Source organism: Neisseria sp. P0016.S008 (assembly GCF_051957775.1).
GTDB classification, from domain to species: Bacteria; Pseudomonadota; Gammaproteobacteria; order Burkholderiales; family Neisseriaceae; genus Neisseria; species Neisseria flavescens_B.
Map to the genome: position 1 here is coordinate 226,883 of NZ_JBQCWB010000004.1, position 19,019 is coordinate 245,901.

Annotated in this window: 16 protein-coding genes; 15 read left to right on the forward strand and 1 reads right to left on the reverse strand. The window is 51.5% G+C overall.

All coding sequences use genetic code 11. From position 1 onward, the window contains the following. The first annotated feature begins 71 nt into the window (after nucleotides 1-71). On the forward strand, nucleotides 72-2,468 hold the full coding sequence (locus tag ACTHS8_RS07130) for a penicillin-binding protein 1A (protein WP_440373349.1): 2,397 nt from the start codon (nucleotides 72-74) through the stop codon (nucleotides 2,466-2,468). Between the two features lie 60 nt (nucleotides 2,469-2,528). Continuing rightward, entirely contained in the window at nucleotides 2,529-3,365 is an 837-nt protein-coding gene (locus ACTHS8_RS07135) for a PHP domain-containing protein (RefSeq protein ID WP_440373350.1), read from the forward strand. 166 nt (nucleotides 3,366-3,531) lie between these two features. Here ACTHS8_RS07135 and ACTHS8_RS07140 read toward each other — a convergent pair whose 3' ends face one another. Continuing rightward, on the reverse strand, nucleotides 3,532-4,890 hold the full coding sequence (locus ACTHS8_RS07140) for a surface lipoprotein assembly modifier (protein WP_440373351.1): 1,359 nt from the start codon (nucleotides 4,888-4,890) through the stop codon (nucleotides 3,532-3,534). Between the two features lie 159 nt (nucleotides 4,891-5,049). On the opposite strand from ACTHS8_RS07140, the gene ACTHS8_RS07145 reads away from it, so the two are divergent. The 13 genes from ACTHS8_RS07145 to ACTHS8_RS07205 all read left to right on the forward strand — a co-directional run bounded on the left by ACTHS8_RS07145 (nucleotide 5,050) and on the right by ACTHS8_RS07205 (nucleotide 18,962). Beyond that, on the forward strand, nucleotides 5,050-5,892 hold the full coding sequence (locus ACTHS8_RS07145; protein ID WP_315112124.1) for a class II glutamine amidotransferase: 843 nt from the start codon (nucleotides 5,050-5,052) through the stop codon (nucleotides 5,890-5,892). A gap of 199 nt (nucleotides 5,893-6,091) precedes the next feature. Continuing rightward, nucleotides 6,092-6,544, forward strand: coding sequence for a transcriptional regulator NrdR (nrdR, locus tag ACTHS8_RS07150; RefSeq protein WP_003748978.1), 453 nt, complete (start codon nucleotides 6,092-6,094; stop codon nucleotides 6,542-6,544). 14 nt (nucleotides 6,545-6,558) lie between these two features. Beyond that, the gene (ribD, locus tag ACTHS8_RS07155) at nucleotides 6,559-7,662 is read left to right on the forward strand and encodes a bifunctional diaminohydroxyphosphoribosylaminopyrimidine deaminase/5-amino-6-(5-phosphoribosylamino)uracil reductase RibD (protein ID WP_440373352.1); all 1,104 of its coding nucleotides are present in this window, start codon (nucleotides 6,559-6,561) and stop codon (nucleotides 7,660-7,662) included. Between the two features lie 574 nt (nucleotides 7,663-8,236). Beyond that, nucleotides 8,237-9,544, forward strand: coding sequence for a nucleotide sugar dehydrogenase (locus tag ACTHS8_RS07160; protein WP_036492804.1), 1,308 nt, complete (start codon nucleotides 8,237-8,239; stop codon nucleotides 9,542-9,544). A 167-nt stretch (nucleotides 9,545-9,711) separates the two neighbouring features. After that, nucleotides 9,712-11,139, forward strand: coding sequence for an oligosaccharide flippase family protein (locus ACTHS8_RS07165; protein ID WP_440373353.1), 1,428 nt, complete (start codon nucleotides 9,712-9,714; stop codon nucleotides 11,137-11,139). A gap of 42 nt (nucleotides 11,140-11,181) precedes the next feature. Continuing rightward, nucleotides 11,182-12,492 carry an O-antigen ligase family protein gene (locus ACTHS8_RS07170; protein ID WP_440373354.1) on the forward strand — a complete coding sequence of 437 codons (1,311 nt, stop codon included), beginning with the start codon at nucleotides 11,182-11,184 and terminating at the stop codon, nucleotides 12,490-12,492. Further along, nucleotides 12,489-13,559: a glycosyltransferase family 4 protein gene (locus ACTHS8_RS07175; RefSeq protein WP_440373355.1), complete on the forward strand. Its 1,071-nt coding sequence runs from the start codon at nucleotides 12,489-12,491 to the stop codon at nucleotides 13,557-13,559. Before ACTHS8_RS07170 ends, ACTHS8_RS07175 begins: the two co-directional genes overlap by 4 nt. 13 nt (nucleotides 13,560-13,572) lie before the next feature. Continuing rightward, nucleotides 13,573-14,745 (forward strand): glycosyltransferase, encoded by a 1,173-nt coding sequence (locus ACTHS8_RS07180; RefSeq protein ID WP_440373356.1) that lies wholly within the window; start codon nucleotides 13,573-13,575, stop codon nucleotides 14,743-14,745. Next, a complete protein-coding gene (locus ACTHS8_RS07185) occupies nucleotides 14,738-15,355 on the forward strand; it encodes a sugar transferase (RefSeq protein ID WP_036492790.1) in 618 nt (205 codons plus the stop codon). Before ACTHS8_RS07180 ends, ACTHS8_RS07185 begins: the two co-directional genes overlap by 8 nt. After that, nucleotides 15,342-16,316: an ATP-grasp domain-containing protein gene (locus tag ACTHS8_RS07190; RefSeq protein WP_049322613.1), complete on the forward strand. Its 975-nt coding sequence runs from the start codon at nucleotides 15,342-15,344 to the stop codon at nucleotides 16,314-16,316. Before ACTHS8_RS07185 ends, ACTHS8_RS07190 begins: the two co-directional genes overlap by 14 nt. Beyond that, nucleotides 16,309-17,001, forward strand: a complete 693-nt coding sequence (locus ACTHS8_RS07195; RefSeq protein ID WP_036492784.1) for an HAD family hydrolase — start codon at nucleotides 16,309-16,311, stop codon at nucleotides 16,999-17,001. Before ACTHS8_RS07190 ends, ACTHS8_RS07195 begins: the two co-directional genes overlap by 8 nt. A 13-nt stretch (nucleotides 17,002-17,014) precedes the next feature. Further along, entirely contained in the window at nucleotides 17,015-17,794 is a 780-nt protein-coding gene (locus ACTHS8_RS07200; protein WP_049333556.1) for a methionyl-tRNA formyltransferase, read from the forward strand. Further along, complete coding sequence (locus ACTHS8_RS07205) at nucleotides 17,787-18,962, forward strand: DegT/DnrJ/EryC1/StrS family aminotransferase (protein WP_440360686.1); 1,176 nt, start codon at nucleotides 17,787-17,789, stop codon at nucleotides 18,960-18,962. The genes ACTHS8_RS07200 and ACTHS8_RS07205 overlap by 8 nt, the downstream gene beginning before the upstream one ends. Nucleotides 18,963-19,019: the final 57 nt, after the last annotated feature.

The following is a 19,019-nucleotide window of genomic DNA, read 5'->3' on the forward strand; positions in this document are numbered from 1 at the left end:
CTGTGGCTGATAGAAATCGTTTCCCATTTTACTTTATTTATCGCCATTAATGGCAAAATTATTACTTAGTCATGATTAAAAAGATTATAACGACCTGCATGGGTCTCTTATTAGGACTGGCTCTTTTTGGTGTAGGTCTGATTGCAATTGCAATTTTGGTAACCTATCCAAAACTGCCGTCTTTGGACTCTTTACAACACTACAAACCAAAAATGCCGCTGACGATTTATTCTTCAGATGGCCAAGTCATTGGCGTTTACGGCGAACAACGGCGTGAATTTACCAAAATCGGCGACTTCCCGAAAATTTTGAAAGACGCCGTGATTGCCGCCGAAGACAAACGCTTCTATGACCACTGGGGCGTGGACGTTTGGGGCGTGGCACGCGCTGCGATCGGCAACGTCATGGCCGGTGGCGTTCAATCCGGTGCCAGTACGATTACGCAACAGGTTGCCAAAAACTTCTACCTGAGCAGCGAGCGTTCGTTCACCCGTAAGTTCAACGAAGCCCTGTTGGCCTACAAAATCGAGCAGTCTTTAAGTAAAGACAAGATTTTGGAGCTGTACTTCAACCAAATCTATTTGGGTCAACGTGCTTATGGTTTTGCCTCCGCCGCCCAAATTTATTTCAACAAAAATGTTAATGATTTAACATTGGCCGAAGCCGCCATGTTGGCCGGCTTGCCTAAAGCACCTTCCGCCTACAATCCGATTGTAAACCCTGAGCGTGCCAAACTGCGTCAGGCTTATATTCTGAACAATATGCTGGAAGAAGGCATGATTACTCTGCAGCAACGCGATCAGGCTTTGAAAGAAGAGTTGCATTACGAACGTTTTGTACAAAACATTGATCAAAGCGCCCTGTATGTTGCCGAGATGGTGCGTCAAGAACTGTTTGAAAAATACGGCGAAGATGCTTATACACAAGGCTTCAAGGTATATACCACCGTCGATACCGCACACCAGCGCGTGGCTACCGAAGCCCTGCGTAAAGTTCTGCGCAACTTCGACCGCGGCAGCAGCTACCGCGGTGCAGAAAACTACATCGACCTGAGCAAAAGCGACAACGTAGAAGAAACTGTCAGCCAATATCTTTCTACACTTTACACCGTCGATAAAATGATTCCGGCGGTTGTTTTGGAAGCCTCACGCAAAGGTGTACAGATTCAGTTGCCGAGCGGCCGTAAAGTAACGCTGAACAGCCACGCTTTAGGCTTTGCCGCCCGTGCCGTCAACAACGAAAAAATGGGCGAAGACCGCATCCGTCGCGGCTCCGTCATTCGTGTTAAAGGCAGCGGCGATACCTTTACCGTCGTTCAAGAGCCTTTGTTGCAAGGCGCATTGGTGTCTTTAGATGCGAAAACCGGTGCAGTCCGTGCATTGGTCGGCGGCTACGACTACCACAGCAAAACCTTCAACCGCGCAACTCAAGCCATGCGCCAACCCGGCTCGACGTTCAAACCGTTCGTTTATTCCGCCGCTTTGGCAAAAGGCATGACTGCTTCCACCATGATTAACGATGCGCCGATTTCCCTGCCGGGTAAAGGTGCAAACGGTAAAGCGTGGAACCCGAAAAACTCTGACGGCCGCTATGCTGGTTACATCACGCTGCGCCAGGCTTTGACCGCGTCGAAAAACATGGTGTCCATCCGCATCCTGATGTCTATCGGTATCGGTTACGCGCAACAATACATCCAACGCTTCGGCTTCAAGCCGTCTGAAATCCCTGCCAGCCTGTCTATGGCTTTGGGTACAGGCGAAACCACGCCGTTGCGTATTGCAGAAGGTTACAGTGTCTTTGCCAACGGCGGTTACAAAGTATCTGCCCACGTCATCGACAAAATCTACGACAGCCAAGGCCGTCTGAAGGCGCAAATGCAACCTTTGGTAGCCGGTGAAAATGCACCTCAAGCCATTGACCCGCGCAACGCCTACATTATGTACAAAATCATGCAGGACGTTGTCCGTGTCGGTACCGCACGCGGTGCAGCCGCGCTCGGCCGCTCCGACATCGCCGGTAAAACCGGTACCACCAACGACAACAAAGACGCATGGTTTGTCGGCTTCAACCCTAGCGTTGTGACTGCTGTCTATATCGGCTTTGACAAACCGCGCAGCATGGGTCGTGCAGGTTACGGTGGTACAATCGCCGTACCGGTATGGGTAGAATACATGCGCTTCGCCCTGAAAGGCACCAGCGTCAAACCGATGAAAGCCCCTGAGGGCGTGGTTTCGAACGGCGGCGAAGTGTATATGCGCGAACGCATGACCACCAGCTCCGACCTGGCCTTGGACAACAGCGGCGTTGCACCTCGCCCCGCTCAACCTGCCCGTCGCGCGGTTCCGAATGAAAACCGCCGCCGCACCGAGAGCGGCAATGCGCCAGCCCGTGAAGAATTAGACGAAACCCCAGTTCTGCCAAGCAATACCGGCAACAATAACAAACAACAACTGGACTCTCTGTTCTAACAAATCAAGGCCGTCTGAAACGTTCAGACGGCCTTTTTTGAGAAAATTCAAAGCAAAACCATGATTGATTTACACTGCCATTCGACCGTTTCAGACGGCATGCTGTCCCCAACCGAAATTGTCCGACTCGCCCGTCAAAACGGTTGCACCCTGCTCGCCCTGACCGACCACGACCATACCGGCGGACTTGCCGAAGCACGCGCAGAAGCCGGTACCCTCGGCCTCCCCTTCGTCAACGGCGTGGAAATATCCGTCACTTGGCGCGGCCGCACCATCCACGTTGTCGGCTTGGACTTTGACGAACACAATGAAGCCCTGCAAAACCTGCTTGCCGAAGTCCGCAAAGGCCGTCTGAAACGATTGGAAGCCATTGCGGCCAAACTGGAGAAAAAAGGCATAACAGGCGCGTATGAAGGCGCGCTGGCATTGGCCGCCAATAAAGAGATGGCCAGCCGCACCCACATTGCCGAATTCCTCATCCGCGAAGGCCATGTCAAAAACAAACAGCAGGCATTTACCAGATATCTGGGCGACGGCAAATCCTGTTCCGTCAGACACGAATGGACCACACTGGAAGACTGCGTAGCCGCAATTACAGGCGCAGGCGGCATGTCCATTATCGCCCATCCGATGCGCTATGAATTATCCGCCACCGCCAAACGAAACCTGTTTCAAGAATTTAAAAACCTCGGCGGCGCAGGAATTGAAGTGCACAGCGGCAACTGCTGTAAAAACGACCGCCTCAACTATGCCCTGCTTGCCGACCGTTTCGACTTTCTCGCCAGCGCAGGCAGCGACTTCCACCGCCCCAACGACTTCAGCGGCGGCATACTCGGCGCCTGTCCCGACTTACCCGAACAATGCCGTCCTGTATGGAAACACTTTAAGGCCGTCTGAGTTTTTCTAAATTTTCAAAACGAAAATACAGCCCCTAGTTTTTAAGCAACCTGTTTCCATTCAGCTAAAGTTCAATATTCTTAAAATCAGCGTTTCCATCATAAATCAGGCCGTCTGAAAAATACTTTCAGACGGCCTGTGCATTTTTATTTCTGTTTACCGCAAGTTAAAACGACCTCACCAGCGACAAACCGACTTCGTTTTGTTTGTAGCTGTACAGCCAGTCGGTGTTGCCGTTGACGCGGCGGTGTTTGTAGCTGAGGACGGGCTTAAGTCCGGCGAATTTCCAGCGGTCAGCGCCTATGCTGAGGCGGTAGGTTTGTTCTTTGTCGCGGCGGCGTTGCTCGAGGACGGCGTTTTCTTCGCGGTGGCTGCGGATGCCGAAGGTGGCAGATACGGAGGCGTCGAAGCCTGCTTCAAACATTTTCGCCGCGCCCAGCCGTGCAGAAATTTGGTGATAGCTGTCCACAGGGTCTTTCGTTTTACGCTGTTGCCAGTCCATGCCGCCATAGAGCATCAGGTCGCCACGAGGGAAATAAGACAAGGTGTTGTAAACGGAGAGGAGGCTGCCGTCGAGCAAACGGGTTTTGTCTGCATAAGAAAGATGTTCCCACGCGGCTTCCGTGTTCCACGTCCAGCCACCCTTGTCGAGGTTCCACTCGCTGCGCACACCATAGGCGCGGTTGAGGGTTTTGCCGCCACTGCCGTTCCATTCGACGAGCGGAGCGAGGGCGAAAGTGTAGCGCTGGTTTTCAAACTGGTAGCCTGCACTGAGGTTGAGCGCGTGTTCGTTAAAGTTCCGATGATCACGGTAGAAGCGGCCGTAGCCGAGCGCGCGGGCGGCGATGCCGTGGTGTCCTTTAACCTGCCAGCGGCGGACGGCGGCAGCTTCGTATTTGATGCCGTTAGCGGAAATGGGTTTGTCGCCGGAAAATTCTTCCCAGCATTCGCCGTCGATTTCGGTTTTGCACCACACTTTGCCGCTGCCTTCATTGATGTTGCTGTTGTGGACGGCACCGACGGAAAGGCTGTCCTTCCAGCTTTGACGCTGGTTCAAGGCATCTTGGAAATGGGCAATGTTTTCTTTGACGGCTTCAGGCAAGTCTTCGTTTTGAAGGCGTGCAAATTCAGAAGAGGCTTCGCGGTTCAGACGACCTTCAAAAAGCAGGCGTGCGTAATCCAGCCGTCCGCGTGTGAAGTCGGGATGACGTTGCAACAGGGTTTCGTATTCTTGTTTGGCGGCTTTCCACTTGCCTTCGCCTCGAGCCAACGAGGCGCGGGCAAACGAAGCAATATCGGGATCGTATTCGCTTTGCTGGGTATAACGCTCCAGCAGCGGACGAACGGTTTGCCAATCGCTGCGGTTGACGGCGTTAAACAATGCCTCGCCTTGGTCGGCTTCGGAATCGCTCTCGGCTGTCTGCCCGGTATGCGGAGCAGAAATATCGAGATGATATTCACGCACTTTTTGTTCCTGCTCCTGCATGGTTTGGCGGGTATCCTGCCACAGACGAAGCGTTAGCACAGAATTAGCAGTCCTAAAAATCTCCAATAATGCGAAAATCTTTATTTTTAATTCGATACAGCCTGTATCACCTACCCAAAAACGGCAAAGAATATATTGAAACTGCCTGCCCGATACACCATAATGACCCTATAAATACCCAAAACAAAGGTTAACGCCATGTGCCAACTGCTCGGCATGAATTGCAACACTCCCACAGACATCATGTTTTCTTTTGAAGGCTTCCGCCGCCGTGGCGGCATTACCGACCACCATGCCGACGGATTCGGTATCGGTTTTTTCGAAGGCAAAGGCGTGCGTTTGTTTCACGACGACAAGCCCAGCGCCAACTCGCCCGTTGCCGACTTGGTACGCGCCTACCAAATCAAATCTGAAAACGTTATCGCCCATATCCGCAAGGCCTCACAAGGCCAGACCTCGTTGGCGAACACTCACCCCTTCATGCGCGAGATGTGGGGCGAATATTGGCTGTTTGCACACAACGGCCATTTGATTGATTTTTTCCCCGAGCAGGGAGAGTACTACCACGCGGTCGGCACGACCGATTCCGAACGCGCGTTCTGCTTTATCCTCAACCGCCTGCGCAGCCGCTTTGCCACCAAACCCGAACCTGAAGTTTTGTTTGATGCCATTGCCGGCCTGACCCATGAAATCCGCCGCTTCGGTTTGTTCAACTTTGTGATGTCCAACGGCGACTGCCTGTTTGCCCATGCCAGTACCTTGCTGCACTACATAGTACGCAAAGCCCCGTTTGGCAAAGCTCGCCTACTGGACGATGATGTGATGGTCGATTTTTCCACAGTGACCACGCCAAACGACAAGGTCTCCGTCATCGCCACCCTGCCCCTGACGCGTGACGAAACTTGGTCGCAGTTGGCAGTCAATGAATTGGTGATGTTTCAAGACGGCGATATCGTCCGCAGCGACCGCCCCGAGAATCCTGTTTACATGAGCGCGGAAGAAGGTTTGGAAATCGCCCGCGCCGTCGGCGTATCGGTTTAACGGTTGATTGACTGAAAAACTCAAGGCCGTCTGAAAAGATCAACTTCGCTCAAGTTGCCCTTTCAGACGGCCTTTTTATACTTAATCCATAGTCAAAGCCTTTACTATACGAAAATAACGCAATCCGCTACAATAATAGTTCACAAACAATAAATTCAATTGCTTAGCGACCTTGCCGAGCGTATGACAAGGAAACCCGATGAAGTGTCCGTTTTGCCAACACCCTAATACACAAGTAACCGACTCGCGATGGTTGGAAGACACCAACAGCATCCGTCGCCGTCGCAAATGCTTGGAATGCGGACAACGCTTCAGCACTTTTGAAACCGTTGAAATGCGGATGCCGCAAGTCATCAAATCCAACGGCACACGGGTTCCCTTCAATCCGCACAAACTGCAGACCAGCCTTGAGCGCGCGCTGCACAAACGCCCTGTCACACAGGAACAAATCGATGAAACCGTTGCCCTTATCGAGCAGCGTCTCTACCGCTTGGGCAAAAAAGAAGTCGCTTCGCGCATCGTCGGCGAAATGGCGATGGAAGAGCTGGCAAAAATCGACCAAGTCGCTTATGTCCGCTTCGCGTCCGTCTATAAAAGCTTTAAAGACGTTTCCGAATTCACCCAAGTCATTGCCGAATGTAAAGCCAAATAAGGCCGTCTGAAACCATGTTTTCCGCACTTGATACCCAAATGATGCAAACCGCCCTCGAGCTGGCCAAGCTTGGGCGGTTTTCTACTTCCCCCAATCCCCGCGTCGGTTGCGTGATTGCACACGGCGCACAAATCGTCGGACAAGGTTTCCACGTCAAAGCAGGCGAACCACACGCTGAAGTTCACGCGTTAAGGCAGGCCGGAGCGGCGGCAAAAGGTGCAACAGCCTATGTCACACTGGAACCTTGCAGCCATTACGGCCGCACGCCGCCATGTGCCGAAGCGCTCGTTCATTCCGGCGTAACGCGCGTTGTCGCCGCCATGACTGACCCTAATCCGTTGGTCGCAGGTAAAGGCTTGTCTATGTTGGAAGCCGCCGGAATCCGTACAGAAAGCGGTTTGCTGGAAGCTCAGGCACGCGAACTCAACCGCGGTTTCCTGTCGCGTATCGAACGTGGCAGACCGTTTGTCCGCCTCAAATGCGCCGCCAGTTTGGACGGTAAAACCGCCCTTTCAGACGGCCGCAGCTTTTGGATTACCGGCGAAGCAGCGCGCGAAGACGTACAAATTCTCCGTGCCGAAAGTTGCGCCGTTTTGACCGGTATCGGTACCGTACTTGCCGACAACCCGAAACTCAACGTCCGCAGCTTCCCCACCCTGCGCCAACCTGCGCGTATCGTCTTGGACAGCCGACTGCAAATCCCTTTGGACTGCCACCTCGTTACCGATACAGAAAGCCCGACCGTTATCGTTACCCTTTCCTCAGACGAACAACGTTTGCAGGCTCTAAGCGCATTTGAACACATCCGCATCATCAGGCCGTCTGAACACATCAACGGCTGCATCAATCTTCTTTCACTCATCCCGCAACTGGCAGAGCTTGGCTTTGGCGAAGTTCTGGTAGAAGCCGGCTCAACACTTGCTTCAGCCTTCCTGAAGGATGACTTGGTGGATGAAATCGTCCTCTACCAAGCACCGAAACTGTTAGGCGCAGGCAAACCTCTTTTCTCCCTTCCTGAAAATCCGGCCGCCCTACTTTCAGACGGCCCTTGGCAAAGTCAATCGGTGGAAATCATCGGGCAGGACATTAAATGGGTTCTCCGAAAAAAATCCGTCTAATTGCCTCAGTTTAATAATTAAATCATATTCAATAGAGTATATTTATCATTTATATAGCAATAAATGTAATTTTTTCGTCAATATATTATAATGACTATAGCGTATTTCAATTTAAAACTTTGACTTAAGTTAACTATCCTCAAGCAGATTGTCGACAAGTTCTCCTTTTTTTCATCACGAAATAATAGATTATTAAGATAGGTTAAGCCACGAAAATTTATTAAAAGTTTTTATTCTAGGAGGGTTTTAAACGGCATAAACGGTAGTTTAACTTCATGAACCATACATTTGACAAAGCAATATCTAAAGTCAAAACATGTAGTTGAATGTAACTTCTAAAAATTTAATATTCAAAAATACCGTTTCCATACCACAGAGGTCGTCTGAACGACCGTTAAACTTTTTCGATTGAGACGAATCAGATAAGTGCTTATGATTTTGTCTAATGTAATTATAAGTATGGTTTTAAGGCTTCACACGATACGGCAGCCGACTATGGCTATGCGGCAGCAGCAAACAACTCAGGCATCGGGCAAACACTCCCGATTTACTCATTCATTACACGAAAGACATCATGAAAAACATTACGATACAAAAATTTGCCGATAAGACCGCAAAAATCGGCATCGTCGGCTTAGGCTACGTTGGTTTACCACTGATGCTGCGCTATGTGGACATCGGTTACCAAGTTTTGGGTTTCGACATCGACAAAACCAAAGTCGACAAGCTCAACAAAGGCGAAAGCTACATCGAGCATATTCCTTCCGACAAAATTGCCGCCGCTTCCAACAGCCTGTTTGAAGCCACCACCGACTTCTCCCGCATCGGCGAAGTAGAAGCCGTGATTTTGTGCGTACCGACTCCGCTGAACAAATACCGCGAGCCGGACATGAGCTTCGTTATCGACACTACCGACGCGGTCAAACCTTACCTGCGCGCCGGTCAAGTGCTGTCTTTGGAATCCACCACCTACCCCGGCACTACCGAAGAAGAATTGCTGCCACGCATGGAAGAAGGCGGCTTGAAAGTCGGTCAAGACGTGTTCTTGGTTTACTCTCCCGAGCGCGAAGACCCGGGTAACCCTAACTTCGAAACCCGTACCATCCCCAAAGTCATCGGCGGCCATACCCCTGCTTGTTTGGAAGTCGGCCTGGCGCTGTACCAACCTGCCATCGATAAAGTTGTTCCGGTAAGCTCCACCAAAGCTGCCGAGCTGACCAAACTTTTGGAAAACATCCACCGCGCCGTAAACATCGGCTTAGTGAACGAGATGAAAATCGTTGCCGATAAAATGGGCATCGACATTCACGAAGTCATCAATGCCGCCGCAACCAAACCGTTCGGCTTCGTTGCTTATTACCCGGGCCCCGGCTTGGGCGGCCACTGTATCCCTATCGACCCGTTCTACCTGACTTGGAAAGCCCGCGAATACGGCGTAAACACCCGCTTCATCGAGCTGGCAGGCGAAGTGAACTCCCACATGCCCGACTACGTTATCGAAAAAGTCGGCCTGGCTTTGAACGACCACAACCGTTCCATCAAAGACAGCAAAATCTTGGTATTGGGTATCGCCTACAAGAAAAACGTAGACGATATGCGTGAAAGCCCGTCTGTGGAAGTGATGGACCGTCTGCACAAACTGGGAGCAGTGGTTTCCTACTCCGACCCGCACGTTCCAGAATTCCCGCACATCCCCGGCCACCACTACTTCGACCTGAAGAGTGAAGCGCTGACCCCTGAAACTGTCGCCCAATACGACTGCGTGGTTCTGACCACCGATCACGACAAATTCGACTATGACATGATCACCGAACATGCCAAACTGATTGTCGATACACGCGGCAAATTCCCAGTGAAAAATCCTAAAGTCATCAAAGCATAATCTTGCTTCAGACGCATCCGGCTGCCTCCGGTTTCCCCACCGGGACGGCGGCCGGTTTCCCAAGGCCATTTGTTTTTCAGACGGCCTTGGGAAACCGGCAACGGTAACAACGCATCTCTTACGAAAAACGCTCAGCTCGAACTTCCGGCCGTCTGAAAACAAATAATATGAACGCGAAAAAAATCCTCGGCTACGCATTGGGCCCGATAGGAAGCGCCGCTTTCGGCCTGCTTTCCCTGCCGCTCATCTCATGGTACTTCCCTGCGGAAGACATCGGCCGTATCGTACTCTTGCAGACCATTGCCGGACTGAGCATCCTGTTGCTGGGCCTGGGGCTGGACCAATCCTATATTCGCGACTATTACGCCGTTAAAGACAAGGCCGCGCTGTTCAAATCCGTTTTTTTATCGCCATTGATTCTGACGGTGGCGGTTGTGGTTTTAGTGTTGCTGATAAACGCATCATGGCCGTCTGAAATCATTTTCGACATCCCCAGTGCGAATTTGGGGATTCTCTTCCTGATTTTCTTGGCCACCACGCTGATTATCCGTTTTTTAGCCTTGATTTTGCGGATGAAAGAGCAGGCACTGGCTTTTTCACTCAGCCAGCTTGCGCCGAAATTTTTGATTTTGGTGTTGGTTTTTGCCGTGATTGCTTCCGGCCTGCCCGCCAATACCACTTCGCTGGTTTTTGCCTACACCGCCGCCCAAGTGCTGACCGTTGCGCTGTTGATTTATCAACTGCGCCGAGACCTGCAAGCCGTTTCCCATGCGAAATGGTCGCCTGAGCTGCACCGGGACGGCCTGCGCTACGGCCTGCCGCTGGCATTCGGCAACTTGGCCTATTGGGGCCTGACTTCGATTGACCGCTTTGTCCTCAAGAATATCTCGGGCTTGGACGAGTTGGGCATTTATTCGATGGCAGTCAGCTTTGGCGCTGTCGCCTTGATTTTCCAAAGCGTGTTCTCCACCATTTGGGCGCCTTTGGTGTTCAAATGGGTGGAAGAAAAAACCAATCTGGACAAAATCGGTGACATCACACTTTCCATGACCGTCCTCATCAGCGCAATGATTTGCCTCATCGGGATTTTCTCGCCGATGGCGACTTGGATACTGCCGGAAAAATACACGCAGGTTCAATTTATACTGCTCTCGTGTATGCTCTTCCCCCTGTTTTATACGCTGACCGAAGTCAGCGGCATCGGTTTGAACGTCGTCCGCTCGACTTGGCTGATTACCGTCATCAACATCGTTGCCTTTATCGCCAATACCGCCCTGCTCTATCTGCTGGTACCGAAATTTGGTGCAAAAGGTGCGGCCATGGCCAGCGCAACGGCTTTTTGGCTGTTTTTCATCTTGAAAACCGAATTCTCTTCACGCCTGTGGCAACCTTTGCCGCGCCTGAAGATTTATATCAACTCAACGCTCTGCCTGATAATCTGCCTTGCCTATACTTGGCTGGGTACGCGCGACAACTACATCTGGTTTGCGCTGGCATGGGCAGTCGGACTGGGTTTCCTGTTCCTAAAATACAAACACGCACTATTTGCCGCGACCGAAAAAATCAAAGCCAAATTAAACCGTTCGGCAAAATAGCCAATCTGAGATTCACGTCTCTACGATAACAACAGAACGACTATGAAAATAAAACGTCTGAACTTATACACTTACATCCTATACATCATGCTCTCAGCCTATATGCTGGGGCCTGCGCTGTCCTTTAAGGTCGGCGTACCGCGTATCGACAACCCGCTGACCCTGATATTTGTACTGCTTGGTTTTGTCGTATTTTTTCTGGAAAGCAAGCATATTCCGCGCAAGATTTTTGCCATGCTCTGCGCCCTGACCGCCATGTGCATCTGGCCTGCTATCCACATGGGCATTACGTCGCTGACGCCGACGCAGTACATGGATATTTTGTTTTTTATGGCGGTTCCAGCTTTCTTCTACTTGTTTTACCAAGTATTGAAGCGCGCCGACGACCCTTTGGGAACAATTCAGAAATTCCTTGTCGTATTTACGCTGTTTATCGCCGTACCGCCGTTTGCAGAGCTGGCCACCGGTATTCAGTTTGTGAGTGCCAGCGATGAATTGGCCATTGATGAAGGCTCGCTCAAGGGCTTGTTCTTTAACCCGAACAACCTTGCTGCTACCGCAGTCTGCCTTGCGCCTGCCATTTTGTTTTTCTTCCAACTCCAAGGACGGAAACACAAAGAAAAACTGCTGGGCTGGAGTTTGTTCCTGCTGTTGGGCATGGCCATTTTCGCCAGCGTATCGCGTACCGCCATCGGCTGCTACCTGTTGATTTTGTTGGTTTATACAGCCTATCGCAAAAACGGTTTTATTACGGTCGGCGTAGCTGGTTTGCTGGCATTGGTGTTGTCGATGATTCCGTCACGCGCGATTGCGGAATTTTTGCTGTCGCTCAATGGCAACCAGTTTTTAGAACGCTTTTCCAGCCGTGTGTACCTCTTCCTGTACGACTTAGGCAGCGACAACTCCGTGTCCTACCGTCAGGAGATTTACAACTACTTCTGGAACAATCCGCCCCTGCTGCTGACCGGCTACGGTCCTAAAAACTTCCGCGAATATTTCGGCGGACATTTGAGCGGCAGCTTGGGCTTTGAAAACCCGCACAGCTTCATCATCGAGCTGTATCTGGGTTTCGGCATGATTTCCTTGCTCGGCTTTATTGCTTTTGCGGCGTTTTATTTCCTTTACATCGCCTCAAACCGCGCAGTAACAGGCAAATCGCGCGTTTTAGCTTGGGTTGCCTTGGGCATTTTCCTGCTGGCCGGTTTTATTCCGTCCACCATTTTGCGTATGCCGTTTATTTGGCTGCCCTGCCTGCTGATTTTTATTTACAGCGTATTTGTTGCGCCCAAGCTGAAAGATATGGCCGCTTACGCATACAACGAAACACTATACGATACGAAGAAACCATCATGAAAATCATCCTGACTACCTCCATGTCCGGCCTCGGCGGCACTGAAAACGCCACTTTCCGCCTCGGCCGCCTGCTCAAACAACGCGGACACGATATCGTATTGGCCTCTTCAGACGGCCCTTTGATTCAGGAGGCGCAAGCATTGGGCATCCGTTGGCAGCCGATTGATTTTTACCAAGGCGGTCTTTTGGGTTACGTCAAAGGCATGTTTGCCTATATGAAACTGCTGAAAAAAGAAAAACCTGATGTAATTCACTGCCAAATGGCGCGTATCGTTCCGGCCTGCGCCATTGCGGCCAAGTTTGCCTCGCCGAAAACCAAAGTGTTCTACCACGCGCGCGGCCTTGATCCGGAAACTTATCCGAAAATTGCCAAGCTTTTCGACAAGCTGGGCGTGTACATCATCGGCAACTGCAAACATGAACGCGAAAAACTCATCCGTTACGGTTTCCCTGCCAACCGCATCACCTACACTTACAACGCCCTGCACAAAGCAGATTTCGTTCCTGAAAAAACGGTCAAAGACTATGTCCAACTGGGCACGCTTTCCCGTTTGGACACCGTCCGCGCCGTGCATCTGATGTTGGATATTTTGAAGAAAATGGTTGACCGCGACATGCCTGTCCGCCTCAACGTTGCAGGTATCGGCGAAGAAATGGACAACCTCAAAGCCCAAGCCAAACGTTTGGGCATTGAAGACAAAGTCACCTTCCTCGGCGGCGTCCGCGACTTGACCGGCTACTTCAAAGAAGTCGATATTTTAGTGAACACGCCACATTGCGTAGGCGACCACGGCGCAGGTGTCGGTAACAATATTTTGGAAGCCGGCCTTTACGACACACCTGTCGTGACCTACAACATGGCGGGCATTTCCGAAATGGTCATTACCGGCCAAACCGGCTACTGCATTCCTTTCGGTGATGACGAAGCGTTTATCGAAGCCGTCGATACACTCATCAAGCATCCAGAGTTGCGCGGTCAAATGGGCAAAGCCCTGCACAAACACGTCGAAACCTTATGCTCCGACGACGAAATATACCGCACCACCATGGCTGCGTACGAAATGTAAGGCCGTCTGAAACATGAACATTACCATCGTCGCCCCTTATTGCTCGCTGCCTTCCGAGCCGCATTTCAACCGCTTCTGGTATCTTGCCGAGCTGTTGTCGCAGTCGCATGACGTGTTGCTGATTACCAGCAACTTCAAGCACTACGACAAATCTTTCAGACGGCCTGAAGATGCCGAAGCCGCCTCACAAGGCCGTCTGAAAGTCATGCTGTTGGAAGAAAGCGGATACAGCAAAAACGTGTCTTTGGGACGCGTGACCAGCCATCACCGCTTCGTCAAACATTTTGAAAAATGGTTGGAAAACTGCCGTCCTGGCGAACAAGACGTCGTCTTTTCCGCCTATCCGCTGATTGCAACCAACCTACTGTTGGGCAAACACAAAGCGCGTTTGGGCTACAAACTGATTGTCGATGTGCAGGATGTATGGCCGGAGTCTTTCTCCTCGGTCGTACCGTTTTTGAAAAAAGTACCGCACAACCTGCTGCCCTTTGCTTCACGCGCCAACCAAGCCTACCGCTACGCCGACGCGCTGGTTGCCGTATCGCAGACTTATCTCGACCGCGCCAAAGAAGCCAATCCGAACGTACCCGGCGAAGTCGTCTATATCGGCGCCGACTTTCCCAAACTCGATGCCGCGCCTGCCAAAGATTTTGGCGACAACAAAACCCGCTTTTTCTACTTGGGCACGCTCAGTTACAGCTATGACGTGGAAACCGTGTGCAAAGGCGTTCGCAAGCTGTTGGACGCCGGCGAAAACGTCGAGTTGCACATCATGGGCGGCGGTCCCGATTTGGACAGGCTCAAACAATATGCCTGCGACGGCATCAAGTTTTACGGCTACATTCCTTACGCCGAAATGATGTCGGTCGCCAAAGGCTGCGACATTTCCGTCAACGCTATCCACTCTTACGCCATGCAGTCGATTACCAACAAACTTTCCGACTATATGGCTTTGCAAAAACCGATTCTGAACAGCCAGGTCAACGACGAAGTTGCCGAAGTCCTCACCCTGCTGCCGCATGCGAACTACCGTTCCGGCGATGTGGAAAGCTTCGTTAAAGCCGCCAAAGATATTTTGAAGCGCAAAGACGATCCTGTTCAGTCCGAAGAAATCGTCCGCCGCTTCAAGCGCGACGTTGCCTATCAAAAAATCGTCAACCTGATTGAAAGATTAGCTCATGAATAAATTTTTCAAACGCCTGTTTGACATTGTTGCCTCCGCCTCAGGGCTGATTATCCTGTCGCCTGTGTTTTTGATTTTGGTGTACCTCATCCGCAAAAACCTAGGCTCGCCCGTGTTCTTCATCCAAGAGCGGCCGGGCAAGGATGGCAAGCCGTTTAAAATGATTAAATTCCGATCCATGCGCGATGCAATCGATAAAGACGGCAACCCGCTACCGGACAGCGAACGCCTGACCGATTTCGGCAAAAAATTACGTGCCACCAGCTTGGACGAACTTCCTGAATTATGGAATGTCTTAAAAGGCGAGATGAGTTTGGTTGGCCCTCGTCCGCTGCTGATGCACTACCTGCCGTTGTACAACGACTTCCAAAACCGCCGCCACGAAATGAAACCGGGCGTAACAGGTTGGGCGCAAGTCAATGGCCGCAACGCTATTTCATGGGACGAAAAGTTCGCCCACGATGTTTGGTACATCGACCACTTCAGCTTCTGGCTGGATATTAAAATTTTGTTCCTGACGGTTAAAAAAGTCTTCGTCAAAGAAGGCATCTCAGCCGAAGGAGAAGCCACTATGCCTTATTTCACGGGTAATAAAACTGATGAAAAAAAATAACATACTGATTCTGTCGGCAGGCCGCCGCGTCGAATTGGTGCAGGACTTCCAAACCGAAGCCGCACGTTTTTCAGACGGCATCGGCGTGTTTGCCACCGACCTCAATCCCCACATGTCTTCAGCCTGTCATGTCGCCGACCGCGCTTTCAGCGTACCGCGCATCGACGCAGCCGAATACATCGACAGCATTTTCGAACTGGCCAAACAACACAACATCGGCCTGATTGTGCCGACCATCGATACCGAACTGCTCAAGCTGGCCGAAGCACGCGACCGTTTTGAAGCCGAAGGAATACACATCGTCATTTCCGACGCCAAACTGATTACCCTGTGCCGCGACAAGCGCCTGACCGCAGGCCTGTTTGCACAATACGGCATCCGTTCGCCTGAAATTTACGAACGAGACAGCCTGGCCTTCCCGTGTTTTGCCAAGCCTTATGACGGCAGCCGCGCCATCGGTGCGAAAAAAATCAACACACCGGCCGATCTGACCGCCGACATTGCCGAAGATCCGAAAATGATGTTCGCCCAATACATCGATATTGAAAATGCTTTTTCCGAGTTCACCGTCGATATGTATTACGACCGTCAAGGCCGTCTGAAATGCGCCATTCCTCGCGAACGTTTGGAAGTGCGCACCGGTGAAGTCAGCAAAGGCGCAACCCGACGCAATGCCCTGTATGAAGAGTTGGTTGAAAAAATGGCCGTATTGGAAGGCGCACGCGGCTGCATTACCGCTCAATTCTTCGTCAGCAAAACCGACAATACGACCTACGGCGTGGAAATCAACCCGCGTTTCGGCGGCGGTTTCCCACTGACCTACGCCGCAGGCGGCAACTATCCGGGCTGGCTGATTCAAGAATACATCGGCGGCCAAGACATTCCCTTCTCCGACGACTGGGAAAACAATTTAATCATGCTTCGTTATGATGCTAAGGTTTTGGTAAGAGAACATGATTAAGCCGGAAGAATCCGTCATCGTTTTTGACCTTGACGATACGCTTTACTCCGAACATGACTACAAATGCTCCGGAATACGGGCAGTTGTAGAGATGATTACGTCGCTTTATCCGCAATACAATGCCGGCGTACTATATGAAATTGCCGACAATAAAAGTAAAGACTGGCTCGACAATTTGTGTCATCATTGCAAATTAAACGAATCAGAGAAACAATCACTCTTGTGGCAATATCGACTGCATCGGCCTGCCATCCGACCCTATGTCGAACCGTCTTTTTTACGGAAGCTGATGCGCCCTTTTGCCGCACGCGCCCTGATTACAGACGGCCGCAGCCTGACACAGCGGTTGAAAATACAGGCCTTGGGCCTGACCGATTTGTTTGACGACATTTTGATTTCGGAAGCCATGCAATCGGAAAAGCCCGACGATAAGCGTTTTGTCTTCCTGCAAAACAAATATCCGGCCGCAAAACGTTTTATTTACATCGGCGACAACATCAAAAAAGATTTTGTCGCACCCAACAAACTGGGTTGGCTCTCCATAGGCATCATGCCTAAGCCGCACAATATTCATCAAGCCGAGCCCGAGCAATACGGCCGTGAATACCAGCCCACCCTTTGGATAAACACCCTGGAAGAATTGACTACACTGACAACTTCCGCCACCGAAAAAGCAAATGCATAAGGGACATTTCTCCATGAAAATCTTATTTATGGGTCGTAAACAGGTTTCCGCTAACCTGCTTCGTTTTTTGACCAAACAAGACCATATCGAAATCGTCGGCGTCTTGACCGACAGCCATCTGCAAGGCTCGCCGACCACGGCTGCCGCGCAGGAATTGGGCCTACCCCTGTACACCTTCGATACGGCTTTGGAAGCAATGCGTGAAGGCCGTCTGAAATACGATTTGGGCTTGTCCGTCCTTTACTGGCGCAAGCTGCGTGATGAATTCCTGAGCATTCCGACTTTGGGCACGATCAACTTCCACCCTGCGCTGTTGCCCGAATACAAAGGCACAGGCGGCTACAACCTGGCCATCATGGACGAACTGGACCAATGGGGCAACACCGCCCACTACGTCGATGCCTCCATCGACACCGGCGAAATCATCGAAGTGGACCGCTTCCCCATCGACGCCGAAACAGAAACCGCCCAATCGCTCGAACGCAAAACCATGCAGGCGCTGGAGCCGTTCGCACAACGCATCATCGCCCGAGCCATCGAGTCGAAAACCAAATTGCCGACCACGCCAAACATCGGCGGCCGCTACGTCAGCCGCGACGAAATGGAAGCCATGAAGCAAATCCTCGACGGCGACAATATCGAGAAGAAAATCCGCGCCTTCTGGTTCCCGCCTTACGACGGCGCATACGTCGAAATCAACGGTCAGAAATACACCCTGATCAACCGCCAACTGCTGGAAGAAATCGCCCCCAAAGGCTCAACCAGTCTTTTTGCAGGAAAAACAAATGCTTAATACATCACTCTCCCCATGGCCAAGCTTTACTCAAGAAGAAGCCGATGCCGTTTCCAAAGTCCTGCTGTCCAACAAAGTCAACTACTGGACAGGTACGGAATGTCGCGAATTTGAAAAAGAATTTGCTGCCTTTGTCGGCACGCAATACGCCGTCGCCCTTTCCAACGGTACGTTGGCTTTGGACGTAGCCCTCAAAGCAATGGGCATCGGCCAAGGCGATGATGTGATTGTCACTTCACGCACCTTCTTGGCTTCAGCGTCCTGCATCGTGACTGCCGGCGCCAATCCGGTTTTCGCCGATGTCGATTTAAACAGCCAAAACATCAGCGCCGAAACCATCAAAGCCGCGCTGACGCCAAACACTAAAGCCATCATCGTGGTTCACCTTGCCGGCATGCCTGCCGAAATGGACGACATCATGGCTTTGGCCAAAGAACATAACTTGTGGGTTATCGAAGACTGCGCCCAAGCGCACGGCGCCAAATACAAAGGCAAATCCGTCGGCTCTATCGGCCATGTCGGCGCATGGTCGTTCTGCCAAGACAAAATCATGACCACCGGCGGCGAAGGCGGCATGGTGACCACCAACGACAAAGAGCTGTGGAGCAAAATGTGGTCGTACAAAGACCACGGCAAAAGCTATGACGCCGTGTACCACCGCGAACACGCACCCGGTTTCCGCTGGCTGCACGAAAGCTTCGGTACCAACTGGCGCATGTTGGAAATGCAGGCGGTCATCGGCCGCATCCAGCTCAAACGCATGCCCGAATGGACGGCGCGCCGCCAAGAAAACGCCGCCAAACTGGCTGAAAGCTTGGGCAAATTCGCCAGCATCCGTTTGGTTGAAGTGGCCGACTACATCGAACACGCGCAATACAAGTTCTACGCCTTCGTCAAACCCGAACACCTGAAAGACGGCTGGACGCGCGACCGCATCGTCAGTGAACTGAACGCGCGCAAAGTCCCCTGCTATCAAGGCAGCTGCTCCGAAGTGTATTTGGAAAAAGCCTTTGACAACACGCCTTGGCGTCCGAAAGAGCGGCTGAAAAACGCTGTCCAACTGGGCGACACCAGCCTGATGTTCTTGGTGCACCCAACCCTGACCGATGAAGAAATTGCGTTCTGCAAAGAAAACATAGAAGCCGTATTGACTGAAGCCACGGCATAATCATTTTCAGACGGCCTGCAATTTCAGGCCGTCTGAAAAAATAAAACAACCTGCTTC